Source organism: Ensifer sp. VA4 (assembly GCF_055710065.1).
In genome coordinates, this window is record NZ_JBVQPO010000003.1 from 148120 (window position 1) to 161586 (window position 13467).

11 protein-coding genes and 2 pseudogenes are annotated in these 13467 nt (G+C 62.2%); 5 read left to right on the forward strand and 8 right to left on the reverse strand.

Going from position 1 to position 13467, the window contains the following annotated elements; all coding sequences use genetic code 11:
• Positions 1-71 precede the first annotated feature (71 nt).
• Complete coding sequence (locus AC0C6X_RS05905; RefSeq protein ID WP_472952210.1) at positions 72-974, forward strand: AraC family transcriptional regulator; 903 nt, start codon at positions 72-74, stop codon at positions 972-974.
• Between the two features lie 54 nt (positions 975-1028).
• Positions 1029-1298 (forward strand): annotated as a pseudogene (locus AC0C6X_RS05910) (YqaA family protein); the annotation flags it as partial.
• 96 nt (positions 1299-1394) lie between these two features.
• Here AC0C6X_RS05910 and AC0C6X_RS05915 read toward each other — a convergent pair.
• The 4 genes from AC0C6X_RS05915 to AC0C6X_RS05930 form a co-directional block, all read right to left on the reverse strand.
• On the reverse strand, positions 1395-2849 hold the full coding sequence (locus AC0C6X_RS05915; RefSeq protein WP_472952211.1) for an amidohydrolase family protein: 1455 nt from the start codon (positions 2847-2849) through the stop codon (positions 1395-1397).
• Complete coding sequence (locus AC0C6X_RS05920; RefSeq protein ID WP_173518535.1) at positions 2842-3948, reverse strand: amino acid ABC transporter permease; 1107 nt, start codon at positions 3946-3948, stop codon at positions 2842-2844. The genes AC0C6X_RS05915 and AC0C6X_RS05920 overlap by 8 nt, the downstream gene beginning before the upstream one ends.
• A 3-nt stretch (positions 3949-3951) precedes the next feature.
• Positions 3952-5100: an amino acid ABC transporter permease gene (locus tag AC0C6X_RS05925; protein WP_472952212.1), complete on the reverse strand. Its 1149-nt coding sequence runs from the start codon at positions 5098-5100 to the stop codon at positions 3952-3954.
• A gap of 166 nt (positions 5101-5266) precedes the next feature.
• A complete protein-coding gene (locus tag AC0C6X_RS05930; RefSeq protein WP_472952213.1) occupies positions 5267-6298 on the reverse strand; it encodes an amino acid ABC transporter substrate-binding protein in 1032 nt (343 codons plus the stop codon).
• Between the two features lie 191 nt (positions 6299-6489).
• Here AC0C6X_RS05930 and AC0C6X_RS05935 point away from each other — a divergent pair.
• Positions 6490-6795: pseudogene (locus AC0C6X_RS05935) on the forward strand (ABC transporter substrate-binding protein); the annotation flags it as partial.
• Positions 6796-6961: 166 nt separating this feature from the next.
• Here AC0C6X_RS05935 and AC0C6X_RS05940 read toward each other — a convergent pair.
• The 4 genes from AC0C6X_RS05940 to AC0C6X_RS05955 form a co-directional block, all read right to left on the reverse strand.
• Complete coding sequence (locus AC0C6X_RS05940) at positions 6962-7675, reverse strand: HAD family hydrolase (protein ID WP_472952214.1); 714 nt, start codon at positions 7673-7675, stop codon at positions 6962-6964.
• A gap of 80 nt (positions 7676-7755) precedes the next feature.
• The gene (locus AC0C6X_RS05945) at positions 7756-8424 is read right to left on the reverse strand and encodes a metallophosphoesterase family protein (protein ID WP_173518539.1); all 669 of its coding nucleotides are present in this window, start codon (positions 8422-8424) and stop codon (positions 7756-7758) included.
• Positions 8425-8689: 265 nt separating this feature from the next.
• The gene (locus AC0C6X_RS05950; protein ID WP_173518540.1) at positions 8690-9061 is read right to left on the reverse strand and encodes a hypothetical protein; all 372 of its coding nucleotides are present in this window, start codon (positions 9059-9061) and stop codon (positions 8690-8692) included.
• A 168-nt stretch (positions 9062-9229) separates the two neighbouring features.
• On the reverse strand, positions 9230-10945 hold the full coding sequence (locus tag AC0C6X_RS05955; RefSeq protein WP_472952216.1) for a phosphoethanolamine transferase: 1716 nt from the start codon (positions 10943-10945) through the stop codon (positions 9230-9232).
• A 271-nt stretch (positions 10946-11216) separates the two neighbouring features.
• Between AC0C6X_RS05955 and AC0C6X_RS05960 the strand changes: the two genes are divergently transcribed.
• Both AC0C6X_RS05960 and AC0C6X_RS05965 read left to right on the forward strand, forming a co-directional pair.
• Positions 11217-11891, forward strand: a complete 675-nt coding sequence (locus AC0C6X_RS05960; protein ID WP_472952217.1) for a response regulator transcription factor — start codon at positions 11217-11219, stop codon at positions 11889-11891.
• Positions 11888-13240, forward strand: coding sequence for a sensor histidine kinase (locus tag AC0C6X_RS05965; RefSeq protein WP_472952218.1), 1353 nt, complete (start codon positions 11888-11890; stop codon positions 13238-13240). The genes AC0C6X_RS05960 and AC0C6X_RS05965 overlap by 4 nt, the downstream gene beginning before the upstream one ends.
• Positions 13241-13467: the final 227 nt, after the last annotated feature.

The window sequence follows — 13467 nt, forward strand, 5'->3', positions numbered from 1 at the left end:
AGAACGGATAGCGTTCACGACCAGGACGATCTACGGCTTGATGTCCTGATTTCGTTTGCTATCGTCCTGAGATGATCGATCCGCTCTCACAGCTCATCCAGCTTCTTCGCCCACGCACGGTGTTCACCAAGGGCATCAGCGGCGCTGGCCGCTGGGCGGTGCGCTATGCCGAATTCGGAGAGCCGAGCTTCTGCACCGTCGTCGAGGGGGCTTGCCGGCTGGCCGTCGATGGCGAGACACCCATCACGCTGGAGGCCGGCGACTTCGTGCTGTTGCCGACGACCCCGGGCTTCACCCTTTCGGGGTTCGACCCGGTACAACCGACCTTCATCGATCCCAAGGCAGCGCCGGCGCCGGCAGACGAAGTTCGCCACGGCAGGCAACATGGCGAAGCGGACGTGCGCCTGCTCGGTGGCTATTTCGTCCTCGACTCGCCCGATGCCGGACTGCTTGTTTCACTGTTGCCGGCATTGATGCATCTGCGCGGGATCGATCGGCTTTCGACCCTTGTACGCCTGGTTGGCGAAGAGGCGCGTGACGAACGGCCAGGACGAGACCTGGTTCTGGCGCGGCTCGTGGAAGTGTTGCTCGTCGAGGCCCTTCGGTCCATTCAGGGCGAAAGAGCAACACCCGGCCTGTTGCGTGGCCTCGCAGACGCGCGGCTGGCGGTGGCCATTCGCAAAGTCCACGCCGATCCGGCGCATGCGTGGACCGTTGCGGAACTCGCAAACGAGGCGGCGCTCTCTCGCTCGGTGTTCTTCGAGCGCTTCACCCGTGCCGTCGGCGTGCCGCCAATGGAGTACCTGCTCGTATGGCGCATGGCGATCGCCAAGGACCTGTTGCGGCAACGCGATCTTGATCTCGCCTCGGTCGCCGAACGCGTCGGCTACGGTTCGGCCAGTACCTTCAGCACCGCCTTCAGCCGCCATGTCGGCCGGCCACCCGGCCGCTATGCGCGCATGGCAAGAGCCTGAGCGCTTTGGGGTTCAGATGAACACAAAGATGCTCTGGCACCTCCGTTCCGGAGCTGCGGCAAGCTCGAAACGTTCGAGCATCTGAAGGCGTCGGTCGACTCCGAAATGCTGGCCTTGCTGCTCGTCACATCAGGCTTGGCACATCTGCCGCCGATCAAGGTCGCGACCATCCTGTCGGGCGCTGCCAACATCAATCTCGGCTTTTTCATCGTGTCAGCGATCATTGCACGCGGCGCGCGCTTCTTCGTGCTTGCCTGGCTGCTGCGCCGCTTTGGCGAAGAGATCCGTGATTTTCTCGAGAGGCGGCTTGGCGCGCTTGCCGGTGGCAGCGGTCCTGATCTGCCTCTTCGCCGCCCACCGCCTTTTCTACTGATCCTTCCCTGCCCGGACTTCAGGGGCCAACCCATGTTCCGTTTCGCCCTACGCCTTTGCGGAAACGGCAGTGGGCAAGGACAACGGCGCGAGCGTCCGCATCCCGCGGCCCCTCGGGTCGTTCTCGGGCGCCTTGCGGCACGCATAGTCCTGCGCCTCCTGAAGCTTCGCGAGCGCGCCGTCATAATCGATCAGGGTCGGCCGCCCGCCGCTGACGACGCAGGTGCCGTCGACATAGACCCGTTCGATCGCCCGCTCAGCCGCGCAATGCAGAAGGTTGCGCAGTGGATCGTAGATCGGCTGCATCGCGTGATGGCGAAGATCGACCACGAGGAAATCCGCCTTTGAGCCGACGGCGATCCGCCCGATATCATCACGGCCGAGCGCTCTGGCGCCTGCGATGGTCGCGGCTTCCAGGATGTCACCGGTCGCGACGTCGAAGACGGACTTGCCGGCGAGCCGTGCGCAGATCATCGCCTGGCGCATTTCTTCGAGCATGTTGAAGGGATAGCTGTCCGTTCCGAGCGCGACATTGACGCCGGCGCGACGGTAGCGGCCGACCGATTCCAGCGCCATGCCGCTGCGCGAGAAGGTGACCGGGCAATGGGCAACGGTCGTCTTGCGGTCGGTCAACAGTCGCAGATCGACCTCCGTGCGTTGCCGGGTCCAGGAATGGCTGTCGACGAAGATGCAATGGCCGAGGATCAGGTCTTTTCCGAGCAGGCCGAGACTCTCGAGATACTGCACGGCGGTCAACCCGTGGCGACGCAGCAGTTCCTCGTGCTCGGCCATGGTCTGGGCGGCATGGATGGTGACCGGAATGCCGCGCTTGCGCGCGGCCGTCACGGCATCCTGCAGCAGTTCCGGCGAGCAGGTCTCGATCTGCGATGGCGCCACGACGCCGCCAAGGCGACCGGATGGGTGCGCAGCCGCTGCGTCGACGACCTCCAGCGCCCGCGCAAAGGCTTCCCGACCGCGCGCCTTGTCCCAGCGGAAATCGAGGCGGTGGCTGTCTTCGACATGCCATTTCGCCTCGCGGAAGCCGGGCGCGACGAAGGCACGTGCGCCGCTTCGGGCGAGCGTCGGCAGCCAGCTTTCATGCGGGCCCGCGATGTCGAGCAGCGTGGTGACGCCGCTGCGCATCAGATCGCCGACCATGACCGTCAGCGACGCCTCGATCGCGTCGTCGTCGATCTCCAGAAGGTTGGAGTATTCGTAGAGCGCGTTGCCCCAAAGGGCGGCCGTGCCCATGTCCTCGAAAATGCCCTTGGAGATCGGCTCTTCGCCGGAATGGCAATGGACGTTGACGAAGCCCGGCATGATCATCCGGTCGCGGCCGGAACTTTCACTGTCGAATGGCCCGTCGTAGTGACCGCCAACATGGACGAAGCCCTTGTCGTCATAGGCGATGTCGGCGTCGTGCAGATAGACGTGACCATCCCGCTCGCGATCGAAGGCGACGAGCGTGTGCACATTGCGGATGACGTGGATCTCTTTAGTCATGCGTGGTCCTGAAATATTGCTCGAGGAAACGGCTGTAAGCTCCCATGAGAGCGCTGAAAACGAAATAGATGACGGCAGCGAAGACATAGCCTTCCAGTACCGCGATACCCTGCCATTGCGGATCGCGCATGGCGGTACGCACGGTATCCAGGAAGTCGAGCAGGCCGACGATGGTCACGAGCGTCGTATCCTGGAAGAACCCGATAAAGAGGCTGACGAGCGGCGGGATGACCTTCTTCAACGCCTGCGGCAGCACGATCTTCCGCATGATCTGCCAGTAGTGCAGGCCAAGCGAATGGCCGGCCTCCACCTGCCCCTTGGGAACCGCCTGCAAGCCGCCACGGACGATCTCGGCAATATAGGCGGCGGCAAAGAGGATGATCGCCACCTGTGCGCGAATGAGCTTATCGACGGTGATGCCGTCTGGCATGAACAGAGGCAGCATGACCGTTGCCATGAACAGGATGCTGATCAGCGGCACGCCGCGCACGATCTCGATGAAGCTGACCCCCAGGATGCGGATTGCCGGAAGGCTGGACGCGCGGGCGAGCGCAAGCGCAATCCCGAGCGGCAGCGCGAAGGCAAGGCCGATGAAGGAAAGCATGAAGGAGAGCGGGAGACCGCCCCATTGCGCCGTCGGGACAACGGTCAGACCGAAGAACCCGCCTGCCATCAGCACATAGAGCGTCGGCAGGAAGATTGCGATCCAGGCGATGAACAGCGTCCGTCCCCAGACCTTCGGAACCATCGAGACGAGGCAGGCGCCGAGAAACAGGAGCATCGCCGTGAGTGGCCGCCATTGCTCCTCGAACGGATAGAAACCGAAGAAGATGTAGCGCATCTTCGCTGAGAGGAACGGCCAGCAGGCGCCACTCGTCGCCTTGCATTCCGCCGGCGTGCCGGAAAAGGTCGCGTCGATGAACAGCCAGCCGATTGCGAGCTTGGCAAGTGCGAAGATCGTTCCGAGGCAAAGGATGGTGATCAGCGCATTGCCTGGCGTTCCGAAATAGGCGCCGAGCCAGCGACCTTTCGGCACCGGCGGCACTTCACGATGGGCCGTGAGCGTCGAGCCGCTGATGAGGGTATCGATCTGTGTCATGGCTCAGCGCTCCCTCAGCGCGACCTTGGCGTTGTACCAGTTCATCACCAGCGAGATGAGGATCGACAGTCCGAGATAGACGCCCATGAAAATGGCAATGGATTCAATCGCCTGCCCGGTCTGGTTCATAATCGTGTTCGAGACCATCACCAGATCCGGATAGCCGATGGCGATCGCGAGCGAGCTGTTCTTGAAGACGGTCAGATAGGTGTTGGTGAGCGGCGGGATGATGATCCTGAGCGCCTGCGGCAGGATCACCAGTTTCAGGGTGCGCGCGCGTGAAAGGCCAAGCGCTGTCGCAGCCTCCCACTGCCCCTTGCTGACCGCCTGGATGCCGGCTCGCACGATCTCCGCAACGTTGGCCGACACGCTGAGCGTCAGCCCGAGCAGAAGCGCCACGAACTCCGGACGCAGGTGATAACCACCGCTCAAACGAAACCGGCCGAGCACGGGCACGTCCCAGGCAACGGAAATGTTGGCGAACAGCAGCGCCGCCGCGATCGGCAGGAAGAACGCCAGCGTGGCAATCGCGGCCACCGGCATATCCTTTCCGGTGACGACGCGCCTGCGGCCGAGGATCCGCGCGACGAAAGTGGCCGCGACGACAGCGACGATGAGAGCCGTGACCAGTGCCGCAAATCCGCTTTCCCAGTGCAGCGCGGGCATGACCAGGCCGCTGTTCGACAGGAATACCCCCGGGAGCATCTCTATCGCCTGCTTGACCGGTGGAAACGCGGAGATGATCAGCGAATACCAGAGCAGCAGGTAGAGCAGCAGCGGCACGTTGCGGAGCGCTTCCACATAGGCAAGCATCAGCCGCGACAGCACGGGGTTGTGCGACAACCGCCCAATGCCGACCAGCAGGCCGAGGATCGTGCCAAGCAATGCAGCGAGCAGCGAGACTTTGACGGTGTTGGCAATGCCGACGAGGATTGCACGGCCGATCGTATCGGTCGGCTCGTAGGTGATCGCGGTCTCCGTGATGACGAAGCCGACCTGGCGGGCCAGGAAGCCGAAGCCGGTCGCGATATCCTGCTTGGCAAGATTGGCGCTCGCGGTGCTGAACATCACCCAGGCGATGAGCAAGACGATGCCGACGGCGATCGCTTGATAGAGATAGGCGCGAATGCGCGCGTCATAAAACAGGGGCATCGGGCACCCGTCCCTTAGGCAGGACCAACAGCACCGCGGATCTCATCTGGGCGCAGAGGTCGCTTTGGCACATTGAACGTCCGCGGTTCTTCCACAAATCGGCGGCGGTCCAGGGAAACATGCAGCAGGAAGCTGGGCCCGCGCCGAGACGCAGGCCCGTCAATCCTCAACGGAACGGCGGTGCGTAGAGCAGACCACCCTCGCTCCAGCGGGTGTTCGGGCCGCGCGTCAGGCCGAGAGCGGTCTTGGTGCCGAGGTTACGCTCGAACACTTCACCGTAGTTTCCGACACCCTTGATGATGTTGTAGCCCCAGTTGTTGTCGAGGTTCAGCATCTTGCCGAGTTCTTCGTTGACGCCGAGCATGCGCTGGATCTCCGGATCCTCGCTCTTGGCCATCTCGTCGACATTGGCCTGGGTGATGCCGCGCTCCTCGGCTGCCATCAGCATCCAGGCCGACCAGGACACGATGTCGCGCCAGTTGGAATCGTTCTGGCGAACGGCGGGCGCCAGCGGCTCCTTGGAGATGGTTTCCGGCAGAACGACGTAATCGTCCGGGTTGTTGGCGACGGCGCGGATCGAAGCGAGATCCGAACGGTCGGAAGAGATCGCTTCGCAACGGCCGGAGAAAAAGGCGTTGCGGTTTTCGTCCGGGTTTTCGAAGACGACCAGTTCGAACTTGCCGCCGATCGAGCGGAAGAAGTCGCTGAGATTCTGGGCGGTCGTGGTGCCCGGCAGCGTGCAGATCGCCGCGTCCGTCAGCTCCTTGGCGCTGTTGACGCCGAGCGACTTCGCCACCATCAGCCCCTGGCCGTCGTAGAAGACGGTCGGCCCGAAGTCGAGGCCAAGCGAGACTTCGCGCGAGAAGGTAAGGGTCGTCTGGCGCGACAGCATGTCGATTTCGCCGGACTGCAGCGCCTGGAAGCGCGTGTTGATGTTCGTCAGAACGAAGTCGACCTTTTCCGGGTCACCGAAAACGGCGGCGGCGACAGCGCGACAGACGTCGACGTCGAAGCCCTGCATGTGGCCCTTCGCATCCGCGGTGGCAAAGCCCGGTGTGCTCATCGAGACGCCGCAGATCAGCTTGCCGCGCGCCTTGACCGTTTCGAGCGTCGTCGCCGCGTTCGCAGACGTCGCGGCCACCAGCCCGACGGCGATGCCCGCAACGGTCGCGCAAAGCTGTAGGATCCTGTTTTTCATGAATTCCCTCCCTTTGGTTTTTTCCTCGTCCTGACCGGCCCAAGTCGTGCGGTCCTCATCGCACGCCTCCTCCCTGACCGATCGACTCCGGCCCGCAATTGCCGGGGTCATCAGTTGCATACGATAGCAGAATACAAACATCAACATGATTGTATACAATATTGACGACGAAATATTCGGGCGCTATCGAGTCGAACGTTTGGAACAAGCAGCCCTTCAGCATGTCCTACTGAACCGGGCGACCGACTCAGGACCAGGTCTATTCGATCGCCAATCTATCTAAGGCAGAATGGAACGACACGCGCTTCGTCCGCGAGGATTTCGACAAGCTGATCCTCACGGCCCGCGGCGAACCCGACACCGCCACACGCAAGGCGCTGCCGATGTTCAACAACTACATCGACGCGACGAGCGACAAGGTCGGCGGCCGGATGGATGATCCGAACGGCGAACTGATGGGTGGCCACGCGCTGACGAAATGCTGGCTCAACGCTTAGATCACGATGGTTTTGGGAGAACCGACGCAAAACCATAAAGGTGATCGATTCTCATAAGTGAGAGCGGGATGCGGGCGGAAAAACGCAAAACACTTTCCTCATCCCGCTCCTAACCGATGAGACCGAAGCCGAAGGTCGGCGTCGACCTCGGCTTCTTTGTAAGCATTCAGAGCGTCCGGCGGAGTGACAGCATGCCGTCACTAGCAAGCTCCACTTCGATGTCATGGTAGCGGGCAAGCGTCATGTGCGGGGTGTCGGCGGCGGCCTCATGGGCTCCGGTGATGACGACGACGTCGGCGCCGGCCGCAAGGCCTGCCAGGATACCGGCAGGTGCGTCTTCGAATACCAGGCAATCCTCCGGCCGGACGCCCAAACGTTCGGCAGCCATTCGATAGCCCTGCGGATCGGGTTTGCCGGCCGAAACATCTTCACCGGTTATCATCAGTTGCGGCGTCGGGATGCCGGCGGCCGCGAGACGGCGCACCGCCAGGTCGAGCGGCGCTGAGGTCACGATCGCCCATTTCTCCGGCGGTAGGGAATTCAGGAAGGCGACGGCGCCAGGGATCTCGATGATGCCCTCGACATCGGCGATCTCGGCAAGCGCCAGGTCGTAGGCTTCCTTTTCCGGATCGATATCGGGCAGTTGCAGGCTACGGATCGTATCGACAGCGCGCACGCCGTGCACTGCCTTCATCATTTCGACCGGATCGAGACCGTTGCGCACGGCCCAGGCGCCCCACACGCGCTCGACCACGGCCATGGAGTTCAGCAAGGTGCCATCCATATCGAACAATAGGGCAGCAAAATTCTTCGTGAAAACGGATGAAGGCGCGGCGTCCAAGGCAATCCCCTGAGATGGTGAAACGGGCGGCAGCGACATCGCCCCGTGGAGAAGGCACACCTACTACCGGACAGTCAGACGCACAATGCCATTTGCGCCTGTACTGCCAGTAGCGTCGCTCAACTCGCGGCCTGGACACGTGTCGTCATGAGGAAATCGATCGGGCCACCGGGTTGATCGTCATCGAAGACGGCACAGGACAGGACGCCGCTGAAGACCGCGCCGGAGTCGACGTTGGTCCTGTTTCCGATGGTACGGGGATTGGCCGTACTGGGCGTGTGCCCATGACAGAGATGCTTCCCCCAATAGTCGCCGGAATAGTCCTCCGGTTGCCTGATCCAGAGAAAGATCTCGTCGCCCTGCCGCTCCAGCGGCAGTGTCTCATCGACACCCGCGTGCACGAAAATGCGGTGTCGTTCGACTAGGATCGTTGGAAGTTCCTTCATCCACTTCAGATGCCGACCGGGAATGACACCGTTGTAGGAGACCAGCGTCTCCTGGCCACCATTGACGAGCCACCAATCAACGTCGTACTCGCCGCTGCTGGCGCCCCACAGCATGTCTTCATGGTTGCCCTTGATTGTCAGCCAGGTCCAACCGGGCTTGGACGGGCCGGCCATGACCAATTCGACGACACTGCGACTGTCCGGCCCCCGGTCGATCAAGTCGCCAAGAAAGATGACCCTGCCCCCCGGCGCATAGGCTTCAATCTCGCGCAAGAGCACACGCAACTGTTCGAGGCAACCATGAATGTCGCCGATCGCGAAGGTGAGTTGCCGGGCGGCCATGCGTCTACTCTCCACACATATTCCATACCCTCGGACCGGGTTGATCCCAGGGAAAATATCAATAAATCAAAACACTATATCAAGTCTTTCGTCGAAACGTATGCGCGCGATATCGATCGAAACAACCGACTCGCGTCAAAGTGCCCGACAATTTTGCCGATAGTCCGCCGAGGTGGCCGAAACTGGGCGGAGGTACGCTTTCGAACGATATCGCCAAAGCCACGGCTGCCACCCTGATGCGGACGGCGGCATCGCCGCTGAGCCCTCAGCGGCGGGAATTGCCCTTTGCGATCGTCGAGGTAGCGATCGAAACCGGATCGCTCGCCGGAAATGTATCTTCAAGCCCCTCGTCGAGCTGTTCTTCCATCGCATCCCGATCGTGCGCATGACGGGCATTCAGCAGCGGACCTCGAAGCGAACCCGTCGGGGCGCCCGCGGCCTGCAACGCTTCATCTGCGTCGAGCGCCGTCTTGAGGATTTCCTTTGCCTTTGCAACGGCGTTGAGCCGGTTCAACGAGCCGGCGCTATCCTGCGGGCACATCACGGTCACCACTTCCCCGCCATCGCCGACGAACTCGACGCTAAATCCGGTCCGACCGGCCCGTTCCGGGGAAACCTGTATACCGACGACGCGCATCTAATCCTCCTGCAAGCGGATTGGCGCCTCTATCCGCCGGACTGGCATGGCAAAAGGGTCGCCGACCGTCCGTGCGGAGTCGAGGACATGTATGCAAGGAAGCGTCGAAACGCGCTTTTGTTCCGAGAGCCCGAAAAAAAGCGACACGCGACCGGGTTTGTGGTCAGATCAGAGTGCGCCCGGCAAGGCGACGGGGCCCGTTGTACCGGCCGGCAGGTCCTTGGCCGTATCGGCAGACTGGAAAGCCGGGTTGCCGGCAGGCGGCTTCCTCGTGCAGTTTGCGAAAGCATCGAGGTCGCGTTTGTAGACCTTGGTCTCGACATCCATCATGCCGAGCACGGTGTGGAAGAGATTGTCGTGCGACTTCGGCTGCGCCGTGTCCTTGGCGAGACAGGCGGTATCGACACCCATGGACGCCTGATAAGGCTTCGAGAACCAGGCGACGAACGGCACCTGCGTCTGCTCGCGCGGGGCGATCGCATAGGGGGCACCATGCAGATAGATGCCGTCCTCGCCGAGCGACTCGCCGTGGTCGGACATGTAAATCATCGCCCCGGCGACGCGGTCCTGATGCTTTTCCAGAAGGCGGGCGACACTCCCCAGCACGTAGTCGGTGTACAGGATCGTGTTGTCGTAGGCGTTGGTGATCTCGGCGACCGAGCACTTCATCAGTTCCGGCGTGCGGCAATCCGGGGTGAACCGACGGAACCTCTCGGGGTAGCGCAGATAGTAGGACGGACCGTGGCTACCGAGCTGGTGCAGCACGATCACGCTGTTCGAGGTTGTCGCCTGGAGCTTCTTGTCGAGTTCGCCGAGGAAGATCTCATCCAGGCATTCCCCGTTCTTGCACAGCGGACTGTTCTTCTGGTTGGTCATGCTGGCGAAGCTGATGAGGTCGGCGATACCCTTGCTGCCCGTGTTGTTGTCCCACCAGGTGGTCGAGACGCCCGCACGCGTCAGCACGTTCATAAGATTTTCCGTCGACCGCGCCTTCCAGTCGCTATACTCCTTGCGCGGGTAGACGGAAAACATGCAGGGCAGCGAAATCGCCGTCGCCGTGCCGCAGCTCGTCGTGTCGGTGTAGTTGACGACACCAAGCGCCTTCAGTTCCGGATTGGTCTCGCGCGTGTAACCGTTCAATGAGAAATTCATTGCGCGTGCGGTCTCGCCCGCAACGACCACAACGACCACAGGCTTACCGGCGGCTGCGATCCGCGAACCCTGATGCGCATCGGTACCGAGCGGCTGTACGACGATGTTGCGCTCCTTGTAGGTCGAAGCGGCATATCGCACGGCCGCCGACACCGGCCCGGTCGGATTGAACCGCTTCATCAGGTCCTTATGTTCGCGGACCACGTAGGCGACATTCGCGAAATTTGCATAGACCAGCCCGCCGCTGACGAGGAGGCAGGGGATGATCACAGCGAGATTGACCGCGGCATTGGCGAGAAAGCGGCGGCGGCGGACCTTGACCAAGGCGACGAGAAGCGAGGGAAGCACGCCGTAGAGCAACAGATGCATCGCCAGGCTCCCTGTCAGCAGGTGACCGGCTTCCGCCTGCGTGGTCACGGCCGCATTGCCGATCATGTCCTTGTCGATGATGACGCCAAAGGAATCGATGAAATAGGAGGCCGACGCCGACACCATGATGGAGAAGATCAGCACCGGCTTCATCACATATTTGACGGAGGCAGTCGTCAGCGCCGCAAAGGTCAGCAGGCAGAGGGCGGCGCTGAAGGAGAGCAGCGCCACGGCGGAATCGTTGAAATAGGCGACCGCGTGCGTCCAGAAGGATTTGTTGGTAACGAGAAGCAGATAGGCGCTGACGAGCGCGGTGAGAGCGATGCTGCCGATCTCTGGCCGGCGAATTCTTGAAAGTGTCAAAGCGGGTCTCCAGCCGCGACTGCACGGACATCAGAGATGGTCGACACAGGCGCGGGCATTTCGTCGAAGCGGAGACCGCAATAACGGCCACCTGTTCAGTTGCAGCCTCCCCCTCACCTGTCGAGATACGACGGACAAGCTGTCCAAACCCCGTCAAGACCGCGCATTGCCCACTTCATGCACGCGCCGGCGGGAATTGCGACCGGGAGTTGGCAGTCCAGGCGAAAGCCCATATGGTCGACAGCGGCCTCCGTAATATCGAGACGAATCAATGCGCCTGCTCCTGGTTGAAGACAGTCCGCGACTGGTAGAACTGGTCGGAGAAACCATGCGGGACGCTGGCTGGAGGCTTGATGCCGTTTCAACCGTTGCGGACGCTGAGACGGCAATTGCCGGGCGGGAGCATGATCTCGTGCTCCTCGATCTCGGCCTGCCCGACGGCGACGGCTTGTCCCTGCTTCGTCGGCTCCGACATGACTATCCCGGACTGCCTGTCCTGATCATCACCGCCAAGGGATCCGTCGACGAGCGCATCGCCGGGCTCGATGCCGGAGCTGACGACTATCTGGTAAAACCGTTTCACCATCGGGAGCTTCTCTCCCGTTGCCGCGCGATGCTGAGGCGCAACCCGCAGGCCGTCCAGCCGGTGCTGGAGGCAGGCGCGCTGCGCTATGACCCGGCCACCGCAGACCTCACCTGTGACGGCATCGTCGTGCCATTGCCGCCGCGCGAACGGTCGCTGATGGAAATCCTGATGCGGGAGGTCGGGCGCGTGGTGCCAAAGCGAAAACTCGAAACGGCGCTTTCTGAATACGGTCAGGAAGTCACGCCTAACGCGCTCGAGCTCACCGTATCGCGTGTGCGCAAGCGCCTGCAACCGCTTGACACCGGCGTACAGATCGAGACCGTGCGCGGCATCGGCTATCTGCTCAGGCGCGCCTCATGAAAACCCGCAACCCGTCGCTGATCGGCATCGTCGCCCGCCGCATCATCGCCTTCTCGCTGGTGGCCATGGCGATTCAGATCGGCGTCGTCTTTGCCGACTATTGGTTCGACGACGACAAGCTGAGCGTCCTCATGCTCCAGCAGGAAACCGAAAACCTGGCGGCCTACATCCACGTCCGCGACGGCGTCGTGAGCTACGAGCCCAATCACGAGATGCGCGAGCGTTATCAGGACCGCCATGGCGACGATGGCTCGATCTTTCTGCGCATCCGCACGGCCTCCGGCGTGATCGTCTACTCGAACTGCACGAGCGAATGCGCCCGACATTTCCTGCCGGTCAGCATGGATGCACCACAGTTCTGGAAGCGCCTGATCGCGCCCGGCAAACCCTTCAGCGTCGCCGGCGGCCAGACTTTCGAGCGGGGCGGCACCTCCGTGCTCATCGAGCTTGCGATCCTCAACGATCCGAACGGCTTCATGTACCGTGCGCTGCTGCACGAGATGGTCGACTCGATGATCGTGCCGATGACGCTGATGTTCTGTCTCGTCATCGGCGCGACGATCTGGTCGATCCGCAGCGCACTGAAGCCCGTCGCGATGGCCGCCAAGGCGGCCGATGCGCTGGACCCGCGCGACAGCAGCGCACGCCTGCCACTAACACGAATGCCGCAGGAGATTGCCCGCCTGGTCACCGCCGTCAACCGCATGCTCACGCGGGTGGCCGATCTCATCCAGTCGCAGAAGCTGTTTTCGTCCTCGATCGCCCACGAAATCCGCACGCCGGTGTCGATCGCCAAGATGGAGCTGAGCCGCATCAACGATCCGAGGGCTCGCAACGCCGAAAGGGACCTCGACGCGCTGACCCACATTCTCGAGCAGCTCACCTCTCTGGCGCGGGCCGACGCAGTCGATCCCTCCGCCTACCAGCGCACCAGCCTGTCGCAGATCGGAGCCGCCGTTGCGGAGGCCATCGCACCGTTCGTCTTCGACCACGACAAATCGCTCGAGTTCGTCGACGAAGGCTCGCCACCGGTCACCGCGATCCCAGCGCTCGTCGAGAACATGCTGCGAAACCTGATCGAGAACGCGGTGAAACACAATCCGCCGGGCACTCGCATCGTGCTCACCTGCGGCCCCGGTCCGGTCGTCTCCGTCGAAGACAATGGCAAAGGGCTCGTCGATCTGCCCGAGCACCACGAAGACCTCGGCTACGTGAAGAGTTCCGGCCAGCTCGGCCTCGGCCTCAAGATTGTCCGGCGCATCAGCGAGTTGCACCAGGCGACGATTTCGGTCGATACGGCGCCGGAGCGCGGAACCAAGATCTCGATAGACTTTTCCGCCGCGGCCTGAGCCCCGCCACTTGGCCGATCTGGAAACATAGGCTCCTCCCCTCCTGGTCCTGCCCGTCTTTGGGCGCCATGTGCCCATTTGCGCTGATGCCGATGACTGCCACTTTGCGTTGCCACCTCGGTCCCGGCAACAACCGACCGTTCGCCTGTCGTCCGGCGCTACGAGCAAGCAGCTCCCGTTCAGTGTTTTAAAATTCATTCGATTGACTTAATCAATGGAATGATGTA

Bases quoted from the DNA above. Each gene is read 5' to 3' on its own strand.
- AC0C6X_RS05905 (WP_472952210.1), top strand. From the start codon at position 72: ATGATCGATCCGCTCTCACAGCTCATCCAGCTTCTTCGCCCACGCACG.
- AC0C6X_RS05915 (WP_472952211.1), bottom strand. From the start codon at position 2,849: ATGACTAAAGAGATCCACGTCATCCGCAATGTGCACACGCTCGTCGCC.
- AC0C6X_RS05920 (WP_173518535.1), bottom strand. From the start codon at position 3,948: ATGACACAGATCGATACCCTCATCAGCGGCTCGACGCTCACGGCCCAT.
- AC0C6X_RS05925 (WP_472952212.1), bottom strand. From the start codon at position 5,100: ATGCCCCTGTTTTATGACGCGCGCATTCGCGCCTATCTCTATCAAGCG.
- AC0C6X_RS05930 (WP_472952213.1), bottom strand. From the start codon at position 6,298: ATGAAAAACAGGATCCTACAGCTTTGCGCGACCGTTGCGGGCATCGCC.
- AC0C6X_RS05940 (WP_472952214.1), bottom strand. From the start codon at position 7,675: ATGTCGCTGCCGCCCGTTTCACCATCTCAGGGGATTGCCTTGGACGCC.
- AC0C6X_RS05945 (WP_173518539.1), bottom strand. From the start codon at position 8,424: ATGGCCGCCCGGCAACTCACCTTCGCGATCGGCGACATTCATGGTTGC.
- AC0C6X_RS05950 (WP_173518540.1), bottom strand. From the start codon at position 9,061: ATGCGCGTCGTCGGTATACAGGTTTCCCCGGAACGGGCCGGTCGGACC.
- AC0C6X_RS05960 (WP_472952217.1), top strand. From the start codon at position 11,217: ATGCGCCTGCTCCTGGTTGAAGACAGTCCGCGACTGGTAGAACTGGTC.
- AC0C6X_RS05965 (WP_472952218.1), top strand. From the start codon at position 11,888: ATGAAAACCCGCAACCCGTCGCTGATCGGCATCGTCGCCCGCCGCATC.